Here is a 24,616-nt window from a genome sequence, read left to right as displayed (position 1 = left end):
CCGCGCGTCAGGGTTCGACCACTTCGGGGGTCAGCGTGCCGACCGGCTCGGTCCGCCGCGGCATCAGCGCCGCGCGATAGACCTGCACCGTCTCGGCCGCGGCGCGGTCCCACGAAAACCGGCGGCGGACATGCTCGGGATCGGCATGCGGCACCGCCCCGGCATCGGCGATCCGCGCCGCCAGCGCGGCGACGCTGCCCACCGGGAAATAATGCTCGGCGGGCAGGTCGATGTCGCGATTGGCGGCGATGTCGCTCAACAGCATCCGCGCGCCGCAACTCGCCGCCTCCAGCGCCGCGATCGGCAGCCCTTCGTGATAGGACGGCATCGCGAACAGCGTGCAGCTTTCGTACAGCCGCCGCAGCGTCGCGCGCGACTGGACGCCGGCAAAGATCACGCGCGCGCCGCCCTTCGCCATCAGGCTGCGGGCATAGTCGCTGGCATGGTCGGCCGCGCCGACGATGACGAGCTGGCCCGGATGCCCGGACCGGCCGAACGCCTCGATCAGGTCGTGGAGCCCCTTTTCGGGGACCAGCCGGCCGACCGCGAGCACGAACGGCCCGGCAATCCCCAGCCGCTCGTGCACCAGCCGCACATCGGCGTCGTCGGGCAGTTCGGGGGCGCCGTTGGGGATATAGGCGATCTGCTCGGCGCGACGCGGAAAGCGCTCGCGCAGTTGCGCGGCGAGCGACGGCGAGACCGCGATCACGCGGTGCGCGAAACGCAGCGCCAGCCACTCGCCCGCACGCAGCGCGCGCTTGGCGACCGGCCCCCATTTGGCGCGGTCATAATCGGTGCCGTGGTGCGTCACCACGACGCGCAGCCCCAGCGCCCAGGCCAGCGGCGCCATCAGCGCCGGCCCGATCGCGTGGATATGGATCAGCCGGGCGCCGCGCCGCCGCGCCGCCAGCACCGCGAACAGCGTCGACGACACCGCCTCCAGATGCTTCGACTTGGGGCACGGCATCCCGACCACCTCGACGCCGCGCCAGTGCGTGCGCGGTTCGGGCAGATAGGGCGCGCGGCCCAGCACCACGGCATGATGCTCGGGCCACAGCGCCTTGATCCGCGGCACCAGCTCCTCGCAATGGCTCTCGACGCCGCCCATCACCTGCGGCACGCCGCGCAGCCCGGTGATGCAGATCGTCGGCCCGGCGGCCGCGTCGGCGCGGCGCTCGATCATGCCGGTCATGCCGATTGCGCCTCAAGCGGGCGTTCGGCCGCCGTCGCGGTGCCATGGAAATCGCGATACCAGTCGACGAACCGCGCAATGCCTTCAGCCAGCGACACGCGCGGGCGATATCCGGTCAGCGCGCCGATCGCCGAGATGTCGGCATAGGTCGCGGTGACGTCGCCCGGCTGCATCGGCCGCATCTGCTTGATCGCGGGCCGGCCCAGCGCCGCCTCGAGCGTCGCGATCATGTCCATCAGCCCGACGGGGTTGCAGTCGCCGATGTTGAGCAGCCGGTGCCCGCCCGGTTCGGGCGGCCGGTCGAGCACGCCCACCACCCCGTCGACGATGTCGTCGATATAGGTGAAGTCGCGCGCCATCCGCCCTTCGCCGAACACCTCGATCGGCTCGCCCGCCAGGATTTTGCGCGTGAAGCCGAAATAGGCCATGTCGGGCCGGCCCCACGGGCCATAGACCGTAAAGAAGCGCAGCCCGCTCTGCGGAAAGCCATAGAGCGCGGCATAGGCCTGGCTCATCATCTCGCACGAACGCTTGGTCGCGGCATAGAGCGACACGGGCGCGCTGCACGGCTCGTCCTCGCGAAATCCGGCGCCGCCCAGCGGCCGCTCGCCATAGACCGAACTCGACGAGGCATAGACCAGATGCGCAAAGCCCGGCGCATGGCGCGCGGCCTCCAGCACGGCCAGATGCCCCTTCAGGTTGCTCTGTTCATAGGCGAACGGGTTTTCCAGGCTGTATCGCACCCCCGCCTGCGCGGCGAGGTGGACGATCCGCGTGATCCCGTGCTCGGCGACGATCGCCGCGACCAGCGCCGCATCGGCGACGTCGCCGCGCACCATCGCAAAGCCCGGCCTTGCCTCCAGCCGCGCCGCGCGCGCCGCCTTCAGCGCCACGTCGTAATAGGCGTTGAAGTTGTCCAGCCCGATCACGCGCTCGCCGCGCGCGAGCAGCCGCTCGGACACCGCATGGCCGACAAAGCCGGCGGCGCCCGTCACCAGCACGGGGGCAGCCATGGTCAGGCCGCCTGCTGGGGGGCGTCGGCTTCGATCGCCGCGTCGCTGGCGCCCGGCCGGCCGACGCTGAAATAGCGAAAGCCCGCCGCCTCGACCTGTTCGGGCGGATAGATGTTGCGCAGGTCGACGACCACCGGCTCGGCCATCGTCCGCTTCAGCCGGGCGAAGTCGAGCGCGCGGAACGCGTCCCATTCGGTGACGATCACGACCGCGGCGGCGCCTTCGGCCGCGTCATAGGCCGACGCGGCATAATCGACGTCGTTGAGCAGCGCGCGCGCCGCGTCCATGCCCTCGGGATCGTGCGCGCGGATCGTCGCGCCCGCGTCCTGCAGCGCCTGGATGATCGACAGCGACGGCGCATCGCGCATGTCGTCGGTATTGGGCTTGAACGTCAGCCCCAGCACCGCGATCGTCTTGCCGCGCACGCTGCCCAGCGCGTGGATGACCTTGCGCGCCATCGCCCGCTTGCGCGTGTCGTTGACCGCCACCGTCGCCTCGATCAGCCGCAGCGGCGAATCATGGTCCTGCGCGGTCTTCATCAGCGCCAGCGTGTCCTTGGGGAAGCACGACCCGCCATAGCCCGGCCCGGCGTGCAGGAACTTCGCCCCGATCCGGTTGTCGAGCCCGATCCCGCGCGACACCTCCTGCACGTCGGCGCCCACGCGCTCGCACAGGTCGGCGACCTCGTTGATGAAGGTGATCTTCATCGCCAGGAAGGCGTTGGCGGCATATTTGATCAGCTCGCTCGTGCGCCGGCCGGTGAACAGCACCGGCGCCTTGTTGAGATAGAGCGGCCGGTACACCGCCTCCATCGGCGCGCGCGCGCGTTCGTCCTCGATGCCGATGACGATGCGGTCGGGGCGCTTGAAGTCCTCGATCGCCGCGCCTTCGCGCAGGAATTCGGGGTTCGACGCCACCGCGAACTCGGCCTTGGGGTTGCACTCGCGGATGATCCGCTCGACCTCGTCGCCGGTGCCCACCGGCACGGTCGACTTGGTGACGATCACCGTAAAGCCGTCGATCGCGCCCGCGATCTCGCGCGCGGCGCCATAGACATAGGACAGGTCGGCATGGCCGTCGCCGCGCCGGCTGGGCGTACCCACCGCGATGAACACCACGTCGGCGGCGGCGACCGGCCCCGCCAGGTCGGTGGTGAAGCTCAGCCGCCCCGCCGCGACATTCTTCGCGACCAGCGCATCGAGCCCGGGTTCATAGATCGGGATCCCCCCGGCCTTCAGCTTGGCGATCTTGTCGGCGTCCTTGTCGACGCACGTCACGTCGTGGCCGAAATCGGCGAAACAGGCGCCGGAGACGAGGCCGACATAGCCCGACCCGATCATGACGATCCGCATGGCGTGATTCCCTTTTTATCCGGAGGTAGCGTTTCTGCTGCGCCTGCGAACAATCCCTGTTGAGCCGCGCAGCGTCAACGCACTCGCTTCAAGACGAGAGAATCCGTCGATGGAATGAGCACAGATGCGCCATGTTGATCCCATCCACCGGAAAGAACAACATAAATATTCCGCACGCGTAACATGTATTTTTACTGGAAAACCCACTATAACGGTCGCCGGCAGACATTGGCTGCGGCCCGACGGAACGCCTCGCCGCGTTTCCGCACCGCATCATCGTCGCGGCCGGCGGAGCGGTTTGTGCCGCACCGCGACGGTCTGCCGGGTTCGGACACGGGCCGGTCAACGGCCCGGGGAGAGGAATGCGTAACGATGGTTGAGGCACGCCGGGCCACGTTTCTGGCCGAATTGCCCGTCCCGCTCGCGCTGCGCCGCGAACGGCTGCGACGCGCTGCGGCGCTCGTCGCGCGCGATGCCCCGCTGTTCGCCGCCGCACTCGTCGACGACGGCCGCCACGCGGGCGTCGCGGCGGCCTATGATGCCGAAATCGCCCCCGCCCAGGCGACGCTCGACGATGCGCTGCTTCAGCTCGCGCGCTGGATGCGGCCGACGCTCGCCGGCGGCTGGCTCGCGCGCCACCGCCGCGATGCCGGGCGGATCGTGCCCCAGCCGCGCGGGGTGGTCGGCATCGCCGTCCCGCCCGCCGCCCCCTTCGCCGCTGCGGTCACGCTGCTCGCGGGTGCGCTCGCCGCCGGCAACCGCGTCGTCCTCGGCTTCGATCGCGCCGACGCCCATCTCGCCCGCCGGTTCGCCGCACGCGCGGCGGGGCTGTTCGATCCGTCCGAGCTCGCCGTGCTCGGCGACGCGCCGGGCGACGCCGAACGCTTCGCCGCGATGGCGTTCGACGCGCGGCTCGATGCCCAGCCCGCCCCCGCCGAGGCGCCGGAACCCGCGCTCGCCCCGGCGATCGTCACCCGCGGCGTCGCGCTCGCCCGCGTGGCCGAACAGCTCGTCGACGCCCGGTTGCGCGGCGGCGGCACCGCGCCCGACCTCATCCTTGTCCCCGAAGAGGCGCTCGATCCGTTCGCCGCCTGGCTGTGGCGCGCGGCGATGCGCCCCGACTCGCGCCGCCGCGCCGCGGCCTCGCCGCCGCCCGCGCCGCCGCATCGCGAACAGCTCGCGCGGCTGCTCGACGATGCCCGCGCACGCGGCGCCATGGTCCGCATCGCCGCGCCCGATCGCCCGTCTGCCGGCGCCGGGCTTCCGCTCCACCTCGTCACGCATGTCGGCACCGACATGGCGCTGCTCACCCCCGCCGCGGCGGGGATCGCGCCGCTCCTGTCGGTGATGGCCTATCGCACGCTCGATTCGGCGTTCGCGGTGCTCGACCGGATGCCGGTGCCGCGCGCGCTCGCCTGTTTCGGCCGCGATCCGGGCGAGGCGCGCCGCGTCCTCGCCCGCACCCGCTCGGCTGCCTTCGCGTTCGATGCCTGGCCCACCGCGCTCGGCGACCGCGGCGCCGCCGCCGCGCTGCCCCCGCCCGAAAGCGCGGTCGAACACGCCTTTCGCCGGTCGAGCCGCCTCCGCCACGTCCTCGGCGCGCCGCGCCTCACGCTCCCCTGGCCCCGCACCCCCGCCGACCGCCCCGCCCCGCAACCGGCGCCCACGCCCGACCCGCTCGCCCATCCGGCACTATAGTCAGGTCAGATCAGCCCTCTCTTTCCATGTTCGACGGATTCTTATAGTTTCCGTTCCGATACGCGCGGCTTCAGGGGCACTCGGGGGAGTACCGCGGCGCTGTCGATTGGGGGGAACCATGAAGAAGTTTCATATTATTGCAGCTATTCTTGCGCTGACGTCGGCCACATCGATCAATGCGCAGACAAAATCGACCGCCGCCGAGGTTCTGAACAATGAAGCGGTGCTTTCGCTTGCCGCCGCCGGGCTTCCCGACGAAGCAATCGTCGCGAAGATCAAGGCGTCCAAGGCCGAGTTCGACACCTCGACCGCGACCATCCTCGCGTTGAAGCAGAAGGGGCTGTCCGGCCCGGTAATCGCCGCCATGATCGCCGCAGCCGACGCGGCGGCCGCTCCCGCAATGTCGCTCGACGCCGCGGACCCGATGATCCCGCATCCTGCCGGCGTCTACGTCCTGTCGACCGACGGTCCGCAGAAGATGGTGGCGATGCAGCCCACCGCCTCGACACAGGCGAAGACCGGCGGCCTTTTGGGCTATGCCTTCACCGGCGGCATTGCCTCGCTCAGCATCAAGGCATCGATCGCGGGCGACAAGGCGCTTGTGACGACCAGTCCCACGCCCACCTTCTATTTCTTCTTCGACGACTCCAACGTCGGCACGGTCAATCAGTCGAGCACCTGGCTCGCGGGCAGCGCATCGATCGTGACGAGCCCGTCCGAATTCTCACTGGTGCAGTTGATGGAAAAGAAGGGTCGGCGCGAGGCCCGGGTCGGCAGCGCCAATATCGCGGGGGCCAAGACCGGTATCATGGACAAGGACCGGATCGAATTCACCTTCGAGATGGTCCGCCGGGGCGTGTTCCGGGTGACCCCGAAGCAGCCGCTCGCCGCGGGCCAATATGGGTTTGTCTACTCGGTGGGCAGCGCCAATGGAGGCCCGCTGACCGCGCGCATCTACGACTTCGGCGTGAAATAACAAAGTCGATCCTACGCCCGCCCATGGGACCGATCGAACCGGGGGATGCTTCCCGTCGGGTTCGGGCGCGTCCATGGGCGAGGCGGCCATGATGCCGCTCGGCGATCAGCCCGCCTGCCGCCTCCGTCCTTCGCCCGCTCCCGGCCGATCGCTCACGCCACCCCGCCCCGGCGCCCCGCCGCACGCCGCCCACATTCCGGCGCAACCCCGGGGGCTCCGCGCGGAACCGGCGCGCACCGGCGCGTTACGCGGTCGCCATGCATCGCCTCGCCTCACGCCTCGCCGCTCCGCAACCGCGCATCGCGGCCGATGGGGAGCCCGTCTATCGCGTGCGTTCGGCGGCGGCGTTCCGCGGCGTGCGCGCGCACGATGTCGGCAACGGGCTGTTCGTGTTCCAGCAGGATACCCGGGGCGTCGCGATCGAGGATGTCGTCGTCGCCGGCGGCTATCGCGTCATCGAGAACAAGGCGCCGGTCAAGGGCGAGGATGCCAGCGTCGTCGGCATCCGCATCCGCGGCGTCCGCGCGACCGATCTGCGGCGCAGCTTCGCGCGCTTCCGCTATGACAGCCATGACGGCGTGATCGAGGATGTCAGCGCCACCGGAACGCTCACCACGGGCGCGCACGACCTGCCCGTCGGCATCGCGTTCGGCGACCGGGCGCATGACTTCCGGCTCGAACGCTGCACGATGCGCGGCTTCCGCTGGCAACGAAAGCCGGGGCAATACTGGAACGGCGACGGCTTCTCGTCCGAACGCGGCAATCACGGCCTCGTGTTCCGCCAGTGCGCGGCGTGGGACAACAGCGACGGCGGGTTCGACCTCAAATCGACCGACACGCTGCTCGACGATTGCGTCAGCGGCCGCAACGCGCGCAACTACCGGCTCTGGTCCGACATCCATGCGACGCGGCTGACGAGCATTGATCCTATAAAACTGGGCGGCGTCGGCGATACGGTCCATTTCGCGCTGATGGCGGCGCACCGCACCGCCGATCAGCCGCTGGTGATCCGCATCGATCACCTGCGCGTGCGCAGCAGCCAGGCCTGGCCGATCTTCGACGTGCACGACGGCGTCGCGCGCATCGAAATCGGGTCGCACGACATCCAGGTGCCGCCCGGCACCCCGCTCGTCCGCACGCGCGGCACCGCCGCCGTTCCGGGGGGCGTGCGCTTCGCCACCGCCCCGCCAAGGCTCTGATTCCACCCGCTTCGACGCGGCGTTCGTCGTCCGGACGCGGATTGGCCACGCTTCAACGCCGCCCCCTTGCTGCACTGCAACGACACTGTGCAGCCTCAAGATGTCGGACGATGAGTTCATGTCTAGCGTATCCGAGTCCCAATGATTCGGACGAATAGATCTGGTTCGTTACGCTCCTGTATTGGTTGTTTGCTGGTCTTGGGAGGGGCCCAGCAACCAAGGAAAGGGTGAAACATGCAAAAAGTACGCAAGGCAGTATTCCCGATCGGCGGGCTTGGAACCCGTTTCCTTCCCGCAACGAAATCGATGCCCAAGGAAATGCTTCCGGTTGTCGATCGGCCGCTCATCCAATATGCCGTCGATGAAGCGCGCGAAGCGGGCATCGAGCAGTTCATTTTCGTCACCAGCCGCGGCAAAAGCCTGATCGACGATCACTTCGATCGCGCCTTCGAGCTCGAAGAAACGATGTCGCGCCGGGGCAAGCCGCTGGGCGTGCTCGACGGCACGCGCACCTCGCCGGGCGACATCACGATCGTGCGCCAGCAGGAACCGCTCGGCCTCGGCCATGCGGTGTGGTGCGCGCGCCGCATCGTCGGCGACGAGCCGTTCGCGGTGCTGCTCCCCGACGACCTGATGGTCGGCGAGCCGGGATGCCTCAGGCAGATGATGGCCGCCTATGCCGAAGTCGGCGGCAACCTCGTCTGCGCCGAAGAGGTCGCGCCCGAGGACACGCGCAAATACGGCATCATCACCCCCGGCACGCGCAACGGCGCCGTCACCGAGGTGCAGGGGCTGGTCGAAAAGCCCGATCCCGCCGAGGCGCCGTCCAATCTGGGCGTGATCGGCCGCTACATCCTCCAGCCCGAGGTGATGGACATCCTCGCCAGCCAGGAGGAAGGCGCCGGCGGCGAGATCCAGCTCACCGACGCGCTCGCGCAGTTGATCGGGCAACAGCCGTTCCACGGCGTGACCTTTGCGGGCAAGCGTTATGACTGCGGCGACAAGAGCGGCTTCGTCACCGCCACGCTCGCGCTCGCGCTCGAACGGCCGGAACTCGCGCCCGCGATCCGTGCCTTCATGGCGACGGCCTGATCCATGGACGCCGTCCGCGGGCAACTGCCCAAGGCCGTCGGTAGCGACCCCCAGGTCGACCGCGGCGCCCTGATCGACCTGCGCCGGATCTTCGCGATCATCCGGCGGCGCTGGCTCGTCATCCTCACCGCGGTCGCGACGGCGCTGGTCGTCGCGGCGGCGGCCTATTTCGCGGCCGAACCGCGTTATGTCGCGACCGCGCAGGTCGCGCTCGAACGCAGCGCCGAACGCGTCATCAACGTCGATCAGGTCGTACCGACCACCGATCCCGATTCGGCCGCGGTCGATACCGAGGTCCAGGTGCTGCGCTCGCCCGAACTGGTCGGGCGCGTCGTCGACCGGCTCCGGCTCGATCGCGATCCCGCGTTCAACAAGGCGGCGGTGCCCGGCCAGCCCGCGCCCGCCAAACCCGACCTGATCGGGCGCCAGCGCGCGATCGGCACGCTGCTTTCCGGGCTCACCGTCAAGCGCGACGGGCTGTCCTATGCGATCAGCGTGTCGTTCGAGGCCGATACCCCGCAGCGCGCGGCACAGGTCGCGAACACGCTCGTCGACGAATATGTCGCGGGCCAGACGGGCAGCAAGACACAGGCGACGGCGCGCGCGCGCCAGTTCCTCGAACAGCGGCTCCAGCAACTGCGCAGCCAGGTGCTCGAGGCCGAACGCGCGGTCGCCGACTATCGCGCGGCGCACAACCTGTTCCCCGTCTCGAACACCAGCACGGTGACGCAGCAGGAATTGTCGACGCTGACGACGCAGCTCGCCCAGGCGCAGGCCGAAAGCGCGGCGGCGCAGGCGCGGCTCAGCACCGCCCAGGCCCAGCTTCGTCGCGGCCGCAGCGGCGACGAGCTCGGCGAATCGCTCGAATCGCCCGTCGTCAGCCAGTTGCGCGCGCAACGGGCCGAGGCGGCGCGCGACGTCGCCTCGCTCGAAAAGCGCTACGGCCCGCGCCACCCCGATCTCGTCCGCGCCCAGAATGCGCTGCGCAGCACCGATCAGCAGATCGCCTCGGAGGTTCAGCGCATCGTCGCCAACCTGTCGATCCAGGCGAACATCGCGCGCCAGCGTGCGGCGTCGCTCGCCGGCTCGATCAACCAGGCGCGCGGCCAGCTCGCGGGCGACACCACCGCGTCGGTCCGGCTCAACGAGCTCGAACGCAACGCCGAATCGTCGCGGACGCTCTATCAGGCGTTCCTCGACCGTTATCGGCAGACGGTGGCGCAGGCGGGGCTCGAACGCTCGAACGCCAACATCATCAGCCGCGCCCGCGTCCCCGGCGCCCCCAGCTCGCCCAACCCGCTGATCTACGGCGCGCTCGGGCTGGTCGGCGGGCTCGGTGTCGCGGCGATGCTGGTGCTGCTGCTCCAGTTGCTCGAACGCGGGCTCGAAACCAGCGACGCGATCGCCCAGTCGCTCGCGCTGCCGACGCTGGCGACGATCCCGAACGCGCGCACGCTGCCGGGCTATCGCAAGTCGGGGCTCCCCGCCCCGCCGGCGGAGTTGCCGCTCAAGCGGCCGCAATCGGCCTTTGCCGAGGCGTTCCGGTCGCTGCGCACCTCGATCCAGTTCGCGGGCAACGGCACGCCGATGCGGGTGATCGCGATCACCTCGTCGGTGCCGGGCGAAGGCAAGACGACGACGACGATGGCGCTCGCGCGCGCCATGGCCGCCGCGGGCAGCCGCGTGCTGCTGATCGACTGCGACGCCCGCCGTCGCGCCTCGAGCCGCGAGTTCACCGCCGGGGTCGAGGTCGGCCTCAACGAGGTGATCGCGGGCGATGCCAGCCTCGACCAGGCGATCGTCCAGGATCCGCTGTCGGGGGCGTATCTGCTCCCGCACCGCCTCGATGCCAGGGTCATCAGCCTCGCCGAAAGCCCGCGCCTCGCCGAACTGATCGAGGCGGTGCGCGAACGCTACGACTTCGTCCTGCTCGACACGCCGCCGGTGCTCCCGGTCGACGAGGCGCGCGTCATCGCCAGCATGGCCGACGGCGTCGTCCTGCTCGTGCGGTGGCGCAACACCCCGGCCAAGGCGGCGGAAATCGCGCTGCGTCAGCTCAACGACGTCCACGCCAATGTGATCGGCGCGGCGCTGACGATGGTCGACATGCGCGAACATGCCCGGTCGGGCTTTGCGGATGCCGGCTATTACAAGCGCGAATACAAGCATTACTATGTCGGCTGAGGGGCGCCGGTGAACCCCTCGCTCACCTTCGGGCCGGCCTTCGGGCTCCCGGTGCTGCTGCCGGTCACGTTGCTGCTGCTGGTGCCGCTCGGCATCGGCGTGGCGCGGGCCGGCAGCCTCGCGGGCCGCTTCGTGATCGTGGCGCTGTGGCTGCGCTACATCGCGGGCGCCTATCACCTCTACATGTTCAAGCCGATCGCCGCCGGGCTGTCGGGCAACGCGATCCTGTCGATCGCGGTGACGCTGTTCGGGCTGGCGTTCGTCGTCCGCCCGGCCAATCTGGCGATCCGCTGGCTGCTGCCGGTCTACCTGCTGATGGCGCTGGTGCTGTTCAGCGCGACGATGAACGGCGATGTCGCGGGCGGCATCAACGTCATGGTCAAATATGCCTATCTGGTGGTGATCGCGCTCGCGGTGTTCCAGGGGATGCGCCGCGATCCGTCGGGCGGGTTCGTCGGCTGGGCGATGGTCGCGTTCCTGCCGCTGCTCGTGTTCCAGGCGCTGTCGGTCGTGCTCCACCTGCCCAAGGGGTCGGAGACCGGCGACGGCCTCGTCTGGATCGGCGGCTACAACCATGAAGGCGCCTTTTCGGTCGCGCTCGTCGCGGGGTTCACGATCGCGTGCTTCGCGCGCCGGGCGCCCGCGCCGGTGCGGGTCGCCTTCCTGCTCGCGACGCTGGTCGGCATCCAGCTCGCGGGCTACCGCACCTCGATCCTCGCGCTGGCGCCGCTCGCGCTCGCGACCTTCCTCGTCGGGCTGACGCGCAGCGTGCGGCGCGACCAGCAGGCGCTGATGGCGACGACCGCGGTGGTCGCGGGGCTGGTGCTCGTCGCCGGGATGGGCGTGCTCTATGCCGACAAGTTCGCCGATCTCGCGACCTTCCTCGCGCACCCCGGCGACCTCATCAAGCCGCCGCGCGACTTCGACTATGCCGATCGCCAGGTCATGTCGGCGCGCCCGCTGATCTGGAGCAGCTATCTCTACGCCTGGGCCGAGGGCACGCCCGCCCAGTATCTGTTCGGCTTCGGCCCCGAAAGCTGGGAGGGGCTGTTCAAGGTCTATCCGCACAACACGCTCGTCGCGACGCTGTACGAGCTGGGCATCTTCGGCGTCGGCGCGATGCTGCTCCTGTGGGGGACGATGGCCGCCGCGGCATGGCGCGCGCGCGAGGAACGCTTCCTCCTCCTCGCCGCGCATTTCGCCTTTTTCCTGCTCAACATGGCGACGATGCCGTTCTGGCAGGTCGAGGGGCTGGGGCTCTACGGCTTCCTGTGCGGCTACACGATCTATCAGGCCCGCCGCGCCGCGACCCGACACGAACGCCGCGTCCCCGCGATCGAAGACGACGCCGCCGCCCCGCTCTACCCCGGCCTGCGCGGCCCCGGCGCCCCCCAGCTCAGCCGCTGACCCACTCCTCCCCGGCCCCGCCGGGGAGGGGGACCACCGACCGAAAGGCCGGTGGTGGAGGGGCCGCCACACCAGCGGCAGAACACCCCAAACCACCCACCCCCACTCCTCCCCGGCCCCGCCGGGGAGGGGAACCGCCGGCCGCAAGGCCGGTGGTGGAGGGGCCGCCGCGCCAGCGGCGGAACACCCCAAACCACCCACCCCCCACTCCTCCCCGGCCCCGCGGGGGTGGGGTACCGCCGGCCGAACGGCCGGTGGTGGCGGGGCCGCCGCGCCAGCGGCGGAACACCCCAAACCACCACCCCTCCCCCACTCCTCCCCGGCCCCGCCGGGGCGGGGAACCACCGGCCGCAAGCCCGGTCGCGGAGGCGCCGCCGCACCAGCGGCGGAACACCCCAAACCACCACCCCTCCCCCACTCCTCCCCGGCCCCGCCGGGGAGGGGGACCGCCGGCCGCAGGCCGGTGGTGGAGGGGCCGCCGCGCCAGCGGCGGAACGCCGCCCCCGAGCCCCCCGCCGACGCCCGCGAAAACCGCCCCCACGCCCCCGCCAGCGACGAAAACCTACCCCCTGCCCCACCCCCAAAAAGAAAAAGGGCCGGCCCCACCCCGGGGACCGGCCCTCCATCCTTCCCGATGCGGGGACCGTCAGATCCCCGTCACCGCATGCCCCTGCTTCGCCAGGCTGCGCCGGCGGCCATAGGCCAGGTACAGCACGATGCCGAGCAGGTTCCACATCAGGAAGCGCGTCAGCGTCGTCGTCGGCAGGCTGAAGATCAGGTACACGCACCCCAGGATCGCCAGCGTACCGACGAGATAGGGCTGCGGGCACCGGAACACGCGCGGCAGCTCGGGCGCCTTGCGCCGCAGGATCATCATGCACGCCGCCACCGCGATGAACGCCAGCAGCGTCCCCGCATTGGCCAGCTCGGCGATCTCGTCGAGCCGGAAAAAGCCCGCGACCAGCGCCACGAACACCCCCGTCACCGCGGTGATGAGCGACGGCGACCCCGTCCGCTCGCTCACCTTGCTCAGCCCGCGCGGCAACAGCCCGTCGCGCGACATCACGAAGAAGATGCGGCTCTGCCCGTACATCATCACCAGGATCACCGACGGCAGCGCGATCAGCGCGGCGAGCCCGATCGCCCATGCCGCCACCGGATGCTGCAGCGTGCGCAGCACATAGGCGAGCGGCTCCGCCGAATGGCCGAGCTGGAGATAGCCGACCGCCCCCACCGCCGACAGCGCGACGAGCATATAGATCAGCGCGCACATCGCCATCGAACCGACGATGCCGATCGTCAGGTCGCGGCCCGGATTCTTCGCTTCCTCGGCCGAGGTCGCGACCGCGTCAAAGCCGTAAAAGGCAAAGAACACGATCGCCGCCGCCGCCATCACCCCGCGCGTCGATCCGCCCGGCACCGCATGGCTGGCAAAGCCATAGGGCATGAACGGCTCGAAATGCGTGATGTTGAACGCGGGCAGCGCCAGCACGACGAACAGCGCCAGCGCCAGCATCTTGATGACGACCAGCACGATGTTGAACGTCGCGCTCTCGCGCGTTCCGGCGATCAGCATCCCCGCCACGCCCAGCGCGACGAGCACCGCGGGCAGGTTGACGATGCCGCCGCCGTGCGGCCCGGCGAGCAGCGCGGCGGGCAGATGGATTCCCGCCGCCTGGATCCACCCGACCAGATAGGCCGACCAGCCAACCGCGACCGTGCTGCACGCCAGCGAATATTCGAGGATCAGGCTCCACCCGACGACCCAGGCCACGGCCTCGCCGATCGCCGAATAGGTATAGGTATAGGCGCTGCCCGCGGTCGGGATCATCGTCGCCATCTCGGCATAGGCAAGCGCGGCACAGGCGCACACCGCGCCCGCAATGGCAAAGGCCAGGATCACCGCCGGCCCGGCGCGCTCGGCGCCCACGCCGGTCAGCGTATAGATGCCGGTGCCCACGATCGCGCCGATCCCCAGCGCGATCAGATGGGGCCAGCTCAGCGTCTTGCGGAGCGTCCGGTGATGCTCGACCGCATGCGCGTCGAGCGGCTTGAGCGGCCCGAGGATTGTTCGCACCAAAGCATTTCCCCTCTATTTTTGGTCTGTCCCGATCTTCTCTCAGAGCCCGCCCGGAAATGCGAGGGGGGGCGTGTCCTTCGCCGCCCGATTGCCGGCGGCAACCGCAACGGCAACGGCAACGGCAGTGGCGCCGGCCCCGCCCCGGCGCCGTCCGGTCAGACGACCGTGAACCCGGCCCAGAAGGCGTCCTCGCGGTCGATCCAGATCGTGTTGTGCCCGGTCGCGATCGCCGATCCCTCGATCGACGGGATGATCCCCGGCTGGTCGCCCACGCGCGCCTCGGCCTCGACGCGGCCGATGAAGCGGCTGCCGATATAGCTTTCATGGACGAATCGGTCGCCGACCTTCAGCCGCCCCGTGCCGACCAGATGCGCCATCCGGGCGGAGGTGCCGGTGCCGCACGGCGAACGGTCGATCGCGCGCTCGCCATAGAAAACGGCGTTGCGGCCGTCGGCGCCCTCGCCGCGCGGCTTGTCGGCCCACAGCACGTGCGAGACGCCGCGGATCGTCGGCTCGACCGGGTGGACCGGCTCGTATTGCGCGCGCACCAGTTCGCGGATCGTGCGGCTCAGCTCGACGATGCGCGCCGCGCCCAGCGCGTCGAGCCCGGCATAGGCGCCCTGCGGCTCGATGATCGCGTAATAATTGCCGCCATAGGCGACGTCGATCGACAAGGGGCCGAACCCCGGCACGTCGATCGCGATGCCGCGCGCCGCCAGATAGGCGGGGACGTTGCGGATGCGCACCGAACGCACGCGGTTGCCCTCGGCGGTATAGGTGATGTCGATCACCCCGGCGGGGACCTCGATGCGCAGCCGCCCCGGCTCGCGCGGCTGGATCAGGCCGTTTTCCAGCCCGAACGTCACCATGCCGATCGTGCCGTGGCCGCACATCGGCAGGCACCCGCTCGTTTCGATGAACAGGATGCCGCAATCGGCGTCGGGGGTGGTCGGCGGATACAGGAAGCCGCCCGACATCATGTCGTGCCCGCGCGGCTCGAAGCACAGCCCGGTGCGGATCCAGTCGAACCGCGCCAGGAAATCCTGCCGCCGCTCGGCCATCGTCGCGCCGTTGAGCAACGGGGCGCCCCCCGCGACCAGCCGCACCGGATTGCCCGCGGTGTGGCCGTCGATGCAAAAGAACGTCGACCGCATCACGCCGCGTCCTGCCGGCCGGCGTCGCCGATGGGGCGGGTAGCGGCGCATTGTTCGACCATGGCGATGACCTGGCGGCGGCGTTCGCCGGCGAGCGGCATGCGCGGCATGCGGACGCGTTCGCTGCCGCGGCCCATGATCTGCTCAGCGAGCTTGATCGACTGGACCAGGTCATGCTCGGCGTCGAGGTGGAGCAGCGGCATGAACCAGCGATAGATGCGCCGCGCCTCGATCCAGTCGCCGCGCTCGGCCGCCGCGACCAGCGCCACCGACTCGCGCGGGAACGCGCTCGTCAGCCCCGATACCCAGCCGCTCGCGCCCAGCAGCAGCCCTTCGAGCGCCACGTCGTCGAGCCCCGCCATCACCTGGTAACGGTCGCCGTAACGGTTGATCATGTCGGTAAAGCGCCGCGGATCGGGCGCGCTTTCCTTCACCGCCACGATATTCGGCACCTCGACCAGCGCGTCGAGCGTCGCGAAATCCACCGACACCCGGTACGCGGGCGGGTTGTTGTACAGCATGATCGGCAGCCCCGTCGCCTCGGCCACCATCCGGAAATGCGTGCACAGCTCGGCCGGCGTCGGCACATAGACCATCGCCGGCAGCAGCATCAGCCCGTTCACCCCGATCGCCTCGGCGTCGCGCGCATAGGCGATCGCCCGCGCCGTCGTGAACTCCGATACCCCCGCGATCAGCGGAACCCGGCCTTCCACCGCCTCCACCGCCGCGCGCAGCACCGCACGCTTCTCTTCCGGCTCCAGCGAGTTGTTCTCCCCGCACGTCCCCAGCAGGATCACCCCCGTCACGCCGTCGTCCACCAGCGCGCGAACCACCTGCGCCGTCGCCGCCAGATCCACCGACCCGTCCGCGGCAAACTGCGTCGTCGCCGCCGGATAAACTCCCGTCCACAAGGCCCTGCTCAACGTCACTTGTTCCTCCATTGAACCTGGTTTCGTATACGGTATAAGCAAGTCCATGCCAATCGCCAATTCGCCCGCATCCGCACTGGTCATCGGCAGCGGGATCGTCGGTCTCTCGTCCGCGATCGCGTTGCAACGGCGCGGGATCGCCACCACGCTCGTCGCCCCCGATGCGATGCACGGCACCGCCAGTTGGGGCAATGCCGGTCATGTCGCGGTCGAACAGGTCGAACCGCTCGCCTCGTTCGCGACGGTGCGCGGCTTGCCGCACCGGCTGTTCGCGCGCGGCGGGGCGCTGTCGCTCGAACCGCGGCACCTGCCGACCTGGCTGCCCTTCTCGCTCCGGCTGCTCTGGGCGGCGCGGCCGCGCCAGTTCGAACGCGGGCGCGCGGCGCTTACCGGGCTGCTCGCGGCGGCGATGCCAGCGTGGCGGCGGCTCGCCGATGCGGTCGGGCGGCCCGACCTGCTCGTCGAACACGGCCATTATGTCGTGTGGGAAAGCGCGGCGAGCGCGGCGGCGGGGCGTGCGCGCTGGATGGCGGCGCCCAAGGGCACGACCCAGTGTTTCGATCTGCCCGCCGCCACGCTCGCGCGGATCCAGTCGCTCGTCCGCGTGCCGCTGGCGGGCGGCATCGGTTTCGGGGGCAGCGGCCAGATCGCCGATCTCGACGCGCTCGGCGATGCGCTCGACGCTGCCTTCCGCGCGCTCGGCGGCGTGCGCCATGCGGGCACCGTGACCGCGATCGACCCGCGCCCGCTGGCGGTGCGGCTCGCCGACGGCGACGTGCTCGGCGCCGACATCGTCCTCGTCGCGGCGGGGGCGCGTTCGGCGCCGCTGCTCACCCCGCTCGGGCTGCGCGTGCCGCTCGTCGGCGAACGCGGCTATCATCTCCAGGCGCCTGCCCCCGCCTGGCCGCTCGACCTCGCGCCCGTGGTGTTCGAGGATCGCTCGATGATCGCGACGCGCTTCCGCACCGGGTTGCGCGCGGCGAGCTTCGTCGAATTCGGTCCGCCCGACGCCGCGCCCGATCCGCGCAAATGGGAACGGCTGCGCGCGCATGCCGATGCGCTCGGGCTGCCGCTCGACGGGGCAGTGCCGTGGATGGGCGCGCGCCCGACCTTGCCCGACTATCTGCCCGCGATCGGGGCCGCCGCGCGGCATCCGGGGCTGTTCTATGCCTTCGGGCACCAGCATCTCGGGCTGACGCTCGGGCCGCTGACCGGCGAGATCGTTGCCGCGGCGGTGACGGGCGGCGGGGTGCCGGGGGTCGATCTGGCGCCGTTCGACCTCGCGCGTTTCGGCTGATCGCGCAGGAAAAGGCGGTGCGCCACGGCGTGCCTGCGAACGGCATGACAAGGGCGCCGGATTGCGCCTTTTCGACGCCGATCGTCGTCCGAACGCGCGATTCAGTGCAGCAATGCGCGGATTTCGCCCAGCATTGAGGCCGAAACCAGGACGCCTTCGGCGTCGCTCACCGCGCGCGCGGCATAGCGCCGGGCCGACGGGAGCCGGGCGCCCTGCCCCTCGATTCCGGCGAACAGCGCCTCGGCCCGGTCGAGCTCGTCGGGCAGCCGCGAACCCAGGAATCCTGCGGGATCCACGGCGATAATCAGCTCGCCGCCCAGCGGCGAAGCCCCCGCGCCGCCGTCCGCGGCCATCGATTCGCGGCTCGTCAGATCGCCGATCAGCGGCCCCGCGATCAGCTCGACCATCGTCGACAGCGCCGATCCCTTGTGCCCGCCAAAGGTCCGCATCGCCCCCGCCAGCGCCGCCCGCGCATCGCGCGTCGGCCGCCCCTCGGCGTCGATCGCCCAGTCGTCAGGGATCTCGCGCCCCTCGCGCGCGTGCAGCTCGATCTCGCCGCGCGCGACGGCGCTGGTCGCGAAATCAAAGACATAGGGGCGACCGTTCTTGCGCGGCCAACCGAACGCGATCGGGTTGGTGCCCAGGATCGGCGCGTTGCCGCCCGCCGGCGCGACCCAGGCGTGGCTCGGCGTGCACGCGAACGCGACCAGTCCCGCCTCGGCCAGCGCCTCGACTTCGGGCCACAGCGCGGCGAAGTGGACGCAGTTGGTGATCGCCATCGCCGCGATCCCGTGCCGATGCGCGCGCGCCTCGAGCAGCGGCCGCCCGATCGCGAAGGCAAGCTGCGCATAGCCCCCGCGCGCATCGACGCGTACCAGCGCGGCGGGCGAATCGAGCACCGCCGGCTCGGCGTCGACCGCCACCTTGCCCGCGCGGATCGTCCGCGCGCACACCAGCAGCCGGTACAGCCCATGCGACGTACAGCCGTCGCGCTCGCCCGCCACGATCGTCTCGGCCACGGCCGCGACATGCGCCGGCGCAAGCCCGCAATGCTCCAGCACCGAATGCGCGAGCGCACGCACCTCGTCGATCGTCATGCGGACCTTGGCGTTGGACATGGCGCTAAACTCTTGGGCTAAATGGCAAATCGGTACGCACTCGACGCGCGAAGCCCATGGAAACCGCCGTCGCCCGGCGCTCTGCGCCGAACCGGATGGCATCATCCCCCGAACCCACACGCCGAACGCGTATTTCGTATACCAAACTCGCGGGAAGCCGGCCGCGTGTCAAGCAGGCCGGCGCACACGACGTGACGCGACCTGAAAGGACCATTGCCGAAACTGGGCTGACATTCCGGCGCCCACTGGGCTGCTTACGGAACCAAAACGCTGCAAAGCCAAAGGCTTAGGGGTGGTAGCGGAGGAGGGACTTGAACCCCCGACACGCGGATTATGATTCCGCTGCTCTAACCAACTGAGCTACTCCGCCCCAACGAGCGAGGGCCGCCGAATAGGGGCGAGATTCGCCCGCGTCAAGCGAAGTTGTGCGAAGAATGTGCTTCCCACGGCCCGCCGCGATAATGCCAGCTCGCCAGCCCGGCGATCGCCAGCGGCCGCGGGACGAAATCGGCACGCAATTCGGCCAGCAAGGCCTTGGAATCGCTTGGTGCGACCTTGTTCTGGATCGTGATGTGCGGTCGCCATCCCGCACGATCCTGCGGCACCAGCATCGGCGCGAAGGCGGCGGCCAGTTCGGCGCGGATCGCCTCCAGCTCGGGCGATTCGATTCGAAAGGCGACGCCGCGCCCCAGGTCGATCAGCCCGCCCAGCCACGCCCGCGGCGCCGCCACGCCGCGCGTCATCGACGCCAGACGGTGCCGCAATTCGTCCCCCAACTGCGGCGCAAGATGATGGAACAGCGTGCAATGCGCGGGCACGAGGTTGCGCTCGGGCGGGAAATGACGCCGCCGCAGCCCGTCGAGATAGGCGAAGTCGCGCGCGCCGAACCGCGCGGTGACGATCAGCGGCGCCGCCTCGCTCAAATCTCGACCTGGCTGCCCAGTTCGACCACGCGGTTGGTCGGCAGCTTGAAGAATTCCATCGCGCTTTCGGCGTTGCGCAGCATCCACGCGAACAGCTTCTCGCGCCACAGGATCATTCCCGGCCGCGACGACGGCAACAGCGTCTGCCGTGCGAGGAAGAAGCTGGTCTCCATCATCTTGAACGGCGCGCCGCACACCGCATTCTGCTTGAGCGCGGTGGGCACGTCCGCTTCCTGCATGAAGCCGTAGAAGAGCAGCATGCGGTGGAAACCCTTGCCCAGATCCTCCGCCTTCAGCCGCTCGCTGTCGGGGACATAGGGCACGTCGGCGATCCGCACCGTCAGCAGCACCACGCGTTCGTGCAGCACCTTGTTGTGCTTGAGGTTGTGGAGCAGCGCCTGCGGCACGCCGTCCGGGGTCGAGGTCATGAACACCGCCGTCCCGGGCACGCGCGTGGCCGTCGTCGCCGCCGATTCGATGAAGATCTTGATCGGCATCGCACTCTCGCGCAGCCGGTCGATCATCAGCTTGCGGCCCTTCGACCAGGTCGTCAACAGCGTGAACACGAACAGCCCGATCGTCAGCGGGAACCAGCCGCCGTCGGGCACCTTGGTCAGGTTGGCGGCCAGATAGGCCAGGTCGACCGTGAAGAACAGCAGCAGCAGCGGCAGCGCATAGCGCTTCTTCCAGTGCCACAGGCCGAACAGCACCACCGCGAGCAGGCAATTGTCGATGAACATCGCGCCCGTCACCGCGATGCCATAGGCCGCGGTCAGGTTGGACGAGGTCTGGAACGACAGCACCAGCAGGATCACCATCGCCATCAGCGCCCAGTTGACGAGCGGGATATAGATCTGCCCCGCGGTCGCCGCGCTCGTATGCTCGATCCGCAGCCGCGGGACGAAGCCGAGCTGGATCGCCTGCTGCGTCACCGAAAACGCGCCCGAGATCACCGCCTGGCTGGCAATGATCGCCGCCATCGTCGCCACCACCACCAGCGGCAACCGCAGCGCTTCGGGCGCGAGCATGTAGAACGGGCTTTCCAGCGCTTCGGGCGAGCGCATCAGCAGCGCCCCCTGCCCCATATAGTTCGCCATCAGCGCGGGCAGGACGAAGAACAGCCACGATACGCGGATCGGCTTGCGCCCGAAATGCCCCATATCGGCATAGAGCGCCTCGGCCCCCGTCACCGCGAGCACGACCGAGCCGAGCGCGAGGAAGGCGCGCAGCGGATCGCTTGCAAAGAACTGATAGGCATGGTGCGGCGACAGCGCACCGAGGATCGCCGGCGTCTGAACGAAGCTGATGATGCCCAGCGTCGCGATGATGACGAAATAGGCGGCCATCACCGGCCCGAACAGCGCACCCACGCGCGCGGTGCCCGTCCGCTGGATCGAAAACAGCATCACCAGGATCACGACCGCGATCGGGATCACCAGCCGGTGGAAACCGGGCGCGGCCACCGCGAGCCCCTCGACGGCCGACAGCACCGAAACCGCCGGCGTGATCATCGAGTCGCCATAGAAAAGCGCGGTCGCGAACACGCCCAGCAGCACGATTCCCTGCGTCCAGCGCGAACGATCGGTCCGGCCCGAAATCAGCGCGAGCAGCGCCAGGCTGCCGCCCTCGCCCTTGTTGTCGGCGCGCATGATGATCGCGACATATTTGAGCGTCACCACGACCATCATCGACCAGAACATCAGGCTGATGACGCCCATGATGTGCAGCGGATCGAGCGTCAGCTTGTGATGGCCCGCAAAGGTCTCGCGGAACGCATAGAGCGGGCTCGTGCCGATATCGCCGAACACGATGCCGATCGCGCCGAGCGCCAGCTTCCACGTCGCATCGGTCGCATGGCCGTGCGCATGGGCATGATCGCCGGTTTCGGCAGGCACAACCGTGGCGCCCTCGGGGGCGGTGCTCACCGCGCGCCGTAACCTGGAAAGGGCGAAACGTTTCTGGTCATTCAGACCTGCATTCCTGCCAGCATCGGGTGCGCGCCGTTAGCATGTGCAGACGCTTCCCCGCAATGTCCCCTGGGGGGACGCCGGAGAACGGCATTGGTTGCATCGCAACACGCCGTTCCGGAATACCCGTATTCAACCCGGTGTCGCAAACATCGCGTCGGCCTCGCTCCGCGTCGGCACCGATCGCAGCACGAAGCTGCTGTTGATCGTCACCACGCCGGGCAGGCGTCCCAGATGCTCACGATGGAGCCGCTCATAATCGTCGAGGTCGCGACACAGGATCTTGAGCCGATAGTCCTGCCCGCCCGATACCAGCGCACATTCGACGATCCCGTCGATCGCGGCCACCGCGCGTTCGAACTGCGCCAGATCCTCCTCGACCTGCGACCCCAGCGTGATGTCGACCAACGCCGTCAGCCGAAATCCCAGCCGTCGATGCCCGAGCCGCGCGCCATAGCCGATGATGTGCCCCGACGCCTCGAGCGACTGGATGCGGCGCGTACAGGCCGATTGCGAAAGCCCGACGGCAGCGGCCACCTGACTCACCGGCGCGCGCGCATCTTCAGCCAACAGCATCAAGATGCCGCGATCGATGCGATCCATGCATGATTCTCCAATTCGAGGCGACCCTATCGCAAATCCATGCACGACCCAACCATTTGGCGCCTGCACTTTGCAGGGATTCGCTCGCGCAACTTTGTTACAGTCGAGGTCCAATCCGAAACCCGGATCCTTCCCTTTGGAGTTCGCAATCATGCGCATCGGTGTTCCCAAGGAAATCAAGAATCACGAATATCGCGTCGGCCTCACGCCCCCGTCGGTCGCCGAACTGATCGCCGCCGGGCACAGCGTGGTGGTCGAAACCGGCGCCGGCGCCGGGATCGACTTCGACGATCAGGCCTATGTCGCCGCCGGCGCGACGATCGCGCCGACTGCCGCCGCGGTCTTCGCGGGCAGCGACATGATCGTGAAGGTCAAGGAGCCGCAGCCGCAGGAAATCGCGATGATCGAATCGCGCCACACGCTGTTCACCTATCTCCATCTCGCGGCCGACAAGCCCCAGGCCGAAGGGCTGATGGCGTCGGGCGCAACCTGCATCGCCTATGAGACCGTCACCTCGGACTCGCGGTCGCTGCCGCTGCTCAAGCCGATGAGCGAAGTCGCCGGCCGCATGTCGATCCAGGTCGGCGCGCACTATCTCGAAAAGGAACAGGGCGGCCGCGGCGTGCTGCTCGGCGGCGTGCCGGGCGTGGCGCCGGCGCGCGTCGCGATCCTCGGCGGCGGTGTCGCCGGCATCAACGCGGCGCAGATGGCGGTGGGGCTGCGTGCCGACGTCACCATCTATGACATCTCGAACGATCGCCTGGCCGAACTCGACCTGCATTTCGGCAGCCAGATCAAGACCGCCTATGCCTCGCGCGCGGCGATCGCGGCGGCCGTGGCCAACGCGCATCTGGTGATCGGCGCGGTGCTCGTGCCCGGCGCGGCGGCCCCCCGCCTCGTCACGCGCGACATGCTCAAGACGATGAAGCGCGGGTCGGTGCTCGTCGACATCGCGATCGACCAGGGCGGCTGTTTCGAGACCAGCCACGCGACCACGCACGACGATCCCGTGTTCGAAGTCGACGGCGTGATCCACTATTGCGTCGCCAACATGCCAGGCGCGGTCGCGCGTACCTCGACCTTCGCGCTCAACAACGCGACGCTGCCGTTCGTGGTCAAGATCGCCAATCTCGGTGCAGAGGGCGCGATGCGCGCCGATCGTCACCTCGCCAACGGGCTCAACGTGTCGGGCGGCAAGATCCGGCATCAGGCGGTGGCCGAAGCGCTCGAGCTGCCGTTCGAGGCCTGGGCGGGCTGACCGGCCACGGCTTGGCTGACCGACGCAAGAAAGGGGGAGCGGCCATGGTCGCTCCCCCTTTTTTCGTTGCGTTTTCGCGCGAATGCCCGGTCGATCAGCGCGCAGGCGGCTGGCGCAGCCCCGGCGGCAGCGCGATCGGCGGCGGCGCCTCGCCCCGCTCCTGCGCCGCGCGGATCTGAAGCACGCGATCGAGCAGGAACAGCCGCACGAGCAGCTCGTCGCGGAAACTGGCCTTTTCGGGCGTCAGTTCCAGCGCCTTGGTCCAGAGCGGCTTGGCCTCGGCCAGCTTGCCGCCCCGCACATAGGCAAGGCCATAGAAGAAGGGCGGCCCGGGATGCTTGGGCCATAGCTGCATCGCCCGTTCGAACGACAGCTTCGCCGCCGGCGACATCTGCATCGCGTCATGTTCGGACAGGACCAGCCCCAGCCCGGTCCACAGCGCGGCGTCCTTGGGCGACTTGCGCACGGCGCCCAGCATCACGTTGACGGCGTCGTCGGGCGACCCGGCGCGGGTCATCGCGTCGGCTGCTGTGAAATAGCTGTAGTCGAAGTTGAACCGGCCAAACATCTTCTCGCGGAGCGCGACCAGATCGCGATCGACCTCGCCCTTGGGAGCCTCGGCCGCGACCGGGTGCCCCGCCAGCCCCGGGCTCCCCTGCCAGGCATAGCCCGCCGCCCCCAGCAGCACCGCCGCGAGCGGGATCGACCATAGGCCGCGCGGATAGCCGCTCAGGCGCAGCGCCACCAGCGCGCCCAGCGCCATCGCGCCCACCAGCATCCATCCCATCATTGCCTGCGTCTCCGGAAGGTCCGTCGCGCGATCACCAGCCCGACGAGCAACAGCGCCACCGGCGCGATCCACAAGGGTGCCGTCACCCAGCTCAACGGCGGGTCATAGGTCACATAGTCGCCATAGCGCTGGACCAGCCAGCGGCGGACCTGCTCGGGCGATTCGCCCGCGTCGATCCGCGCCCGCACCAGCGCGCGCATGTCCCCGGCCATTTCCGCATCGCTGTCGGCGATCGACTGGCCCTGGCATACCAGGCAACGCAGCGTCTCCATCAGCGCCTTGGCACGCGCTTCCTTCACCGGGTCGGCGAGCTGCGTATAGGCGAGCGGCGCGGGCGGACGGTTCGAATCGGCGCTCGCCACCCCGATCGGCGCGAGCGCGATC

20 protein-coding genes and 1 tRNA gene are annotated in these 24,616 nt (G+C 69.5%); 8 read left to right on the top strand and 13 right to left on the bottom strand.

Annotation, left to right across the window (positions count from 1 at the left end; genetic code table 11):
• Positions 1-7: 7 nt before the first annotated feature.
• From ACT3CF_RS05540 to ACT3CF_RS05530, 3 genes are read right to left on the bottom strand one after another with little or no spacing between them, the layout of a single operon-like run.
• Positions 8-1,192: a glycosyltransferase family 4 protein gene (locus ACT3CF_RS05540; RefSeq protein WP_478420967.1), complete on the bottom strand. Its 1,185-nt coding sequence runs from the start codon at positions 1,190-1,192 to the stop codon at positions 8-10.
• The gene (locus tag ACT3CF_RS05535; protein ID WP_478420966.1) at positions 1,189-2,205 is read right to left on the bottom strand and encodes an NAD-dependent epimerase/dehydratase family protein; all 1,017 of its coding nucleotides are present in this window, start codon (positions 2,203-2,205) and stop codon (positions 1,189-1,191) included. The genes ACT3CF_RS05540 and ACT3CF_RS05535 overlap by 4 nt, the downstream gene beginning before the upstream one ends.
• 2 nt (positions 2,206-2,207) lie before the next feature.
• On the bottom strand, positions 2,208-3,557 hold the full coding sequence (locus ACT3CF_RS05530; protein WP_478420965.1) for a UDP-glucose dehydrogenase family protein: 1,350 nt from the start codon (positions 3,555-3,557) through the stop codon (positions 2,208-2,210).
• A gap of 183 nt (positions 3,558-3,740) precedes the next feature.
• Between ACT3CF_RS05530 and ACT3CF_RS05525 the strand changes: the two genes are divergently transcribed.
• The 6 genes from ACT3CF_RS05525 (at position 3,741) to ACT3CF_RS05500 (ending at position 12,113) form a co-directional block, all read left to right on the top strand.
• Positions 3,741-5,255 (top strand): aldehyde dehydrogenase family protein, encoded by a 1,515-nt coding sequence (locus ACT3CF_RS05525; RefSeq protein ID WP_478420963.1) that lies wholly within the window; start codon positions 3,741-3,743, stop codon positions 5,253-5,255.
• Between the two features lie 118 nt (positions 5,256-5,373).
• Positions 5,374-6,231, top strand: coding sequence for a hypothetical protein (locus ACT3CF_RS05520; RefSeq protein WP_478420962.1), 858 nt, complete (start codon positions 5,374-5,376; stop codon positions 6,229-6,231).
• Between the two features lie 257 nt (positions 6,232-6,488).
• Entirely contained in the window at positions 6,489-7,430 is a 942-nt protein-coding gene (locus ACT3CF_RS05515) for a hypothetical protein (RefSeq protein WP_478420961.1), read from the top strand.
• A 234-nt stretch (positions 7,431-7,664) separates the two neighbouring features.
• Positions 7,665-8,522: a UTP--glucose-1-phosphate uridylyltransferase GalU gene (gene galU / locus ACT3CF_RS05510; protein ID WP_478420960.1), complete on the top strand. Its 858-nt coding sequence runs from the start codon at positions 7,665-7,667 to the stop codon at positions 8,520-8,522.
• Positions 8,523-8,525: 3 nt separating this feature from the next.
• The gene (locus ACT3CF_RS05505; RefSeq protein ID WP_478420959.1) at positions 8,526-10,706 is read left to right on the top strand and encodes a GumC family protein; all 2,181 of its coding nucleotides are present in this window, start codon (positions 8,526-8,528) and stop codon (positions 10,704-10,706) included.
• 9 nt (positions 10,707-10,715) lie between these two features.
• Positions 10,716-12,113 carry a hypothetical protein gene (locus ACT3CF_RS05500; RefSeq protein WP_478420958.1) on the top strand — a complete coding sequence of 466 codons (1,398 nt, stop codon included), beginning with the start codon at positions 10,716-10,718 and terminating at the stop codon, positions 12,111-12,113.
• Between the two features lie 646 nt (positions 12,114-12,759).
• Here the strand turns inward: ACT3CF_RS05500 and ACT3CF_RS05495 are convergent.
• The 3 genes from ACT3CF_RS05495 to ACT3CF_RS05485 all read right to left on the bottom strand — a co-directional run bounded on the left by ACT3CF_RS05495 (position 12,760) and on the right by ACT3CF_RS05485 (position 16,276).
• Positions 12,760-14,181, bottom strand: coding sequence for an amino acid permease (locus ACT3CF_RS05495; RefSeq protein ID WP_478421366.1), 1,422 nt, complete (start codon positions 14,179-14,181; stop codon positions 12,760-12,762).
• A 167-nt stretch (positions 14,182-14,348) separates the two neighbouring features.
• Entirely contained in the window at positions 14,349-15,347 is a 999-nt protein-coding gene (locus ACT3CF_RS05490; protein WP_478420956.1) for a 4-hydroxyproline epimerase, read from the bottom strand.
• Positions 15,347-16,276, bottom strand: a complete 930-nt coding sequence (locus ACT3CF_RS05485) for a dihydrodipicolinate synthase family protein (protein ID WP_478420954.1) — start codon at positions 16,274-16,276, stop codon at positions 15,347-15,349. The genes ACT3CF_RS05490 and ACT3CF_RS05485 overlap by 1 nt, the downstream gene beginning before the upstream one ends.
• A 46-nt stretch (positions 16,277-16,322) precedes the next feature.
• On the opposite strand from ACT3CF_RS05485, the gene ACT3CF_RS05480 reads away from it, so the two are divergent.
• Complete coding sequence (locus ACT3CF_RS05480; protein WP_478420952.1) at positions 16,323-17,573, top strand: NAD(P)/FAD-dependent oxidoreductase; 1,251 nt, start codon at positions 16,323-16,325, stop codon at positions 17,571-17,573.
• Positions 17,574-17,674: 101 nt separating this feature from the next.
• On the opposite strand, the gene ACT3CF_RS05475 is transcribed toward ACT3CF_RS05480, so the two are convergent.
• The 5 genes from ACT3CF_RS05475 to ACT3CF_RS05455 form a co-directional block, all read right to left on the bottom strand.
• Positions 17,675-18,691 carry an Ldh family oxidoreductase gene (locus tag ACT3CF_RS05475; protein WP_478420950.1) on the bottom strand — a complete coding sequence of 339 codons (1,017 nt, stop codon included), beginning with the start codon at positions 18,689-18,691 and terminating at the stop codon, positions 17,675-17,677.
• A gap of 293 nt (positions 18,692-18,984) precedes the next feature.
• A tRNA-Met gene (locus tag ACT3CF_RS05470) sits at positions 18,985-19,061 on the bottom strand.
• A gap of 43 nt (positions 19,062-19,104) precedes the next feature.
• Complete coding sequence (locus ACT3CF_RS05465) at positions 19,105-19,614, bottom strand: 2'-5' RNA ligase family protein (RefSeq protein WP_478420948.1); 510 nt, start codon at positions 19,612-19,614, stop codon at positions 19,105-19,107.
• Entirely contained in the window at positions 19,611-21,509 is a 1,899-nt protein-coding gene (locus ACT3CF_RS05460; RefSeq protein WP_478420946.1) for a potassium transporter Kup, read from the bottom strand. The genes ACT3CF_RS05465 and ACT3CF_RS05460 overlap by 4 nt, the downstream gene beginning before the upstream one ends.
• A 204-nt stretch (positions 21,510-21,713) precedes the next feature.
• On the bottom strand, positions 21,714-22,184 hold the full coding sequence (locus ACT3CF_RS05455) for an Lrp/AsnC family transcriptional regulator (protein WP_478420944.1): 471 nt from the start codon (positions 22,182-22,184) through the stop codon (positions 21,714-21,716).
• A 151-nt stretch (positions 22,185-22,335) separates the two neighbouring features.
• Between ACT3CF_RS05455 and ald the strand changes: the two genes are divergently transcribed.
• The gene (gene ald, locus ACT3CF_RS05450; RefSeq protein WP_478420942.1) at positions 22,336-23,442 is read left to right on the top strand and encodes an alanine dehydrogenase; all 1,107 of its coding nucleotides are present in this window, start codon (positions 22,336-22,338) and stop codon (positions 23,440-23,442) included.
• Positions 23,443-23,536: 94 nt separating this feature from the next.
• Here ald and ACT3CF_RS05445 read toward each other — a convergent pair whose 3' ends face one another.
• The gene (locus ACT3CF_RS05445; RefSeq protein WP_478420940.1) at positions 23,537-24,232 is read right to left on the bottom strand and encodes a tetratricopeptide repeat protein; all 696 of its coding nucleotides are present in this window, start codon (positions 24,230-24,232) and stop codon (positions 23,537-23,539) included.
• On the bottom strand, positions 24,229-24,615 hold the full coding sequence (locus tag ACT3CF_RS05440; RefSeq protein WP_478421365.1) for a cytochrome c-type biogenesis protein: 387 nt from the start codon (positions 24,613-24,615) through the stop codon (positions 24,229-24,231). Before ACT3CF_RS05440 ends, ACT3CF_RS05445 begins: the two co-directional genes overlap by 4 nt.
• Position 24,616: the final 1 nt, after the last annotated feature.

It is taken from the genome of Sphingomonas chlorellae, from assembly GCF_056485145.1.
This window is presented reverse-complemented; position numbering and strand designations above follow the sequence as displayed.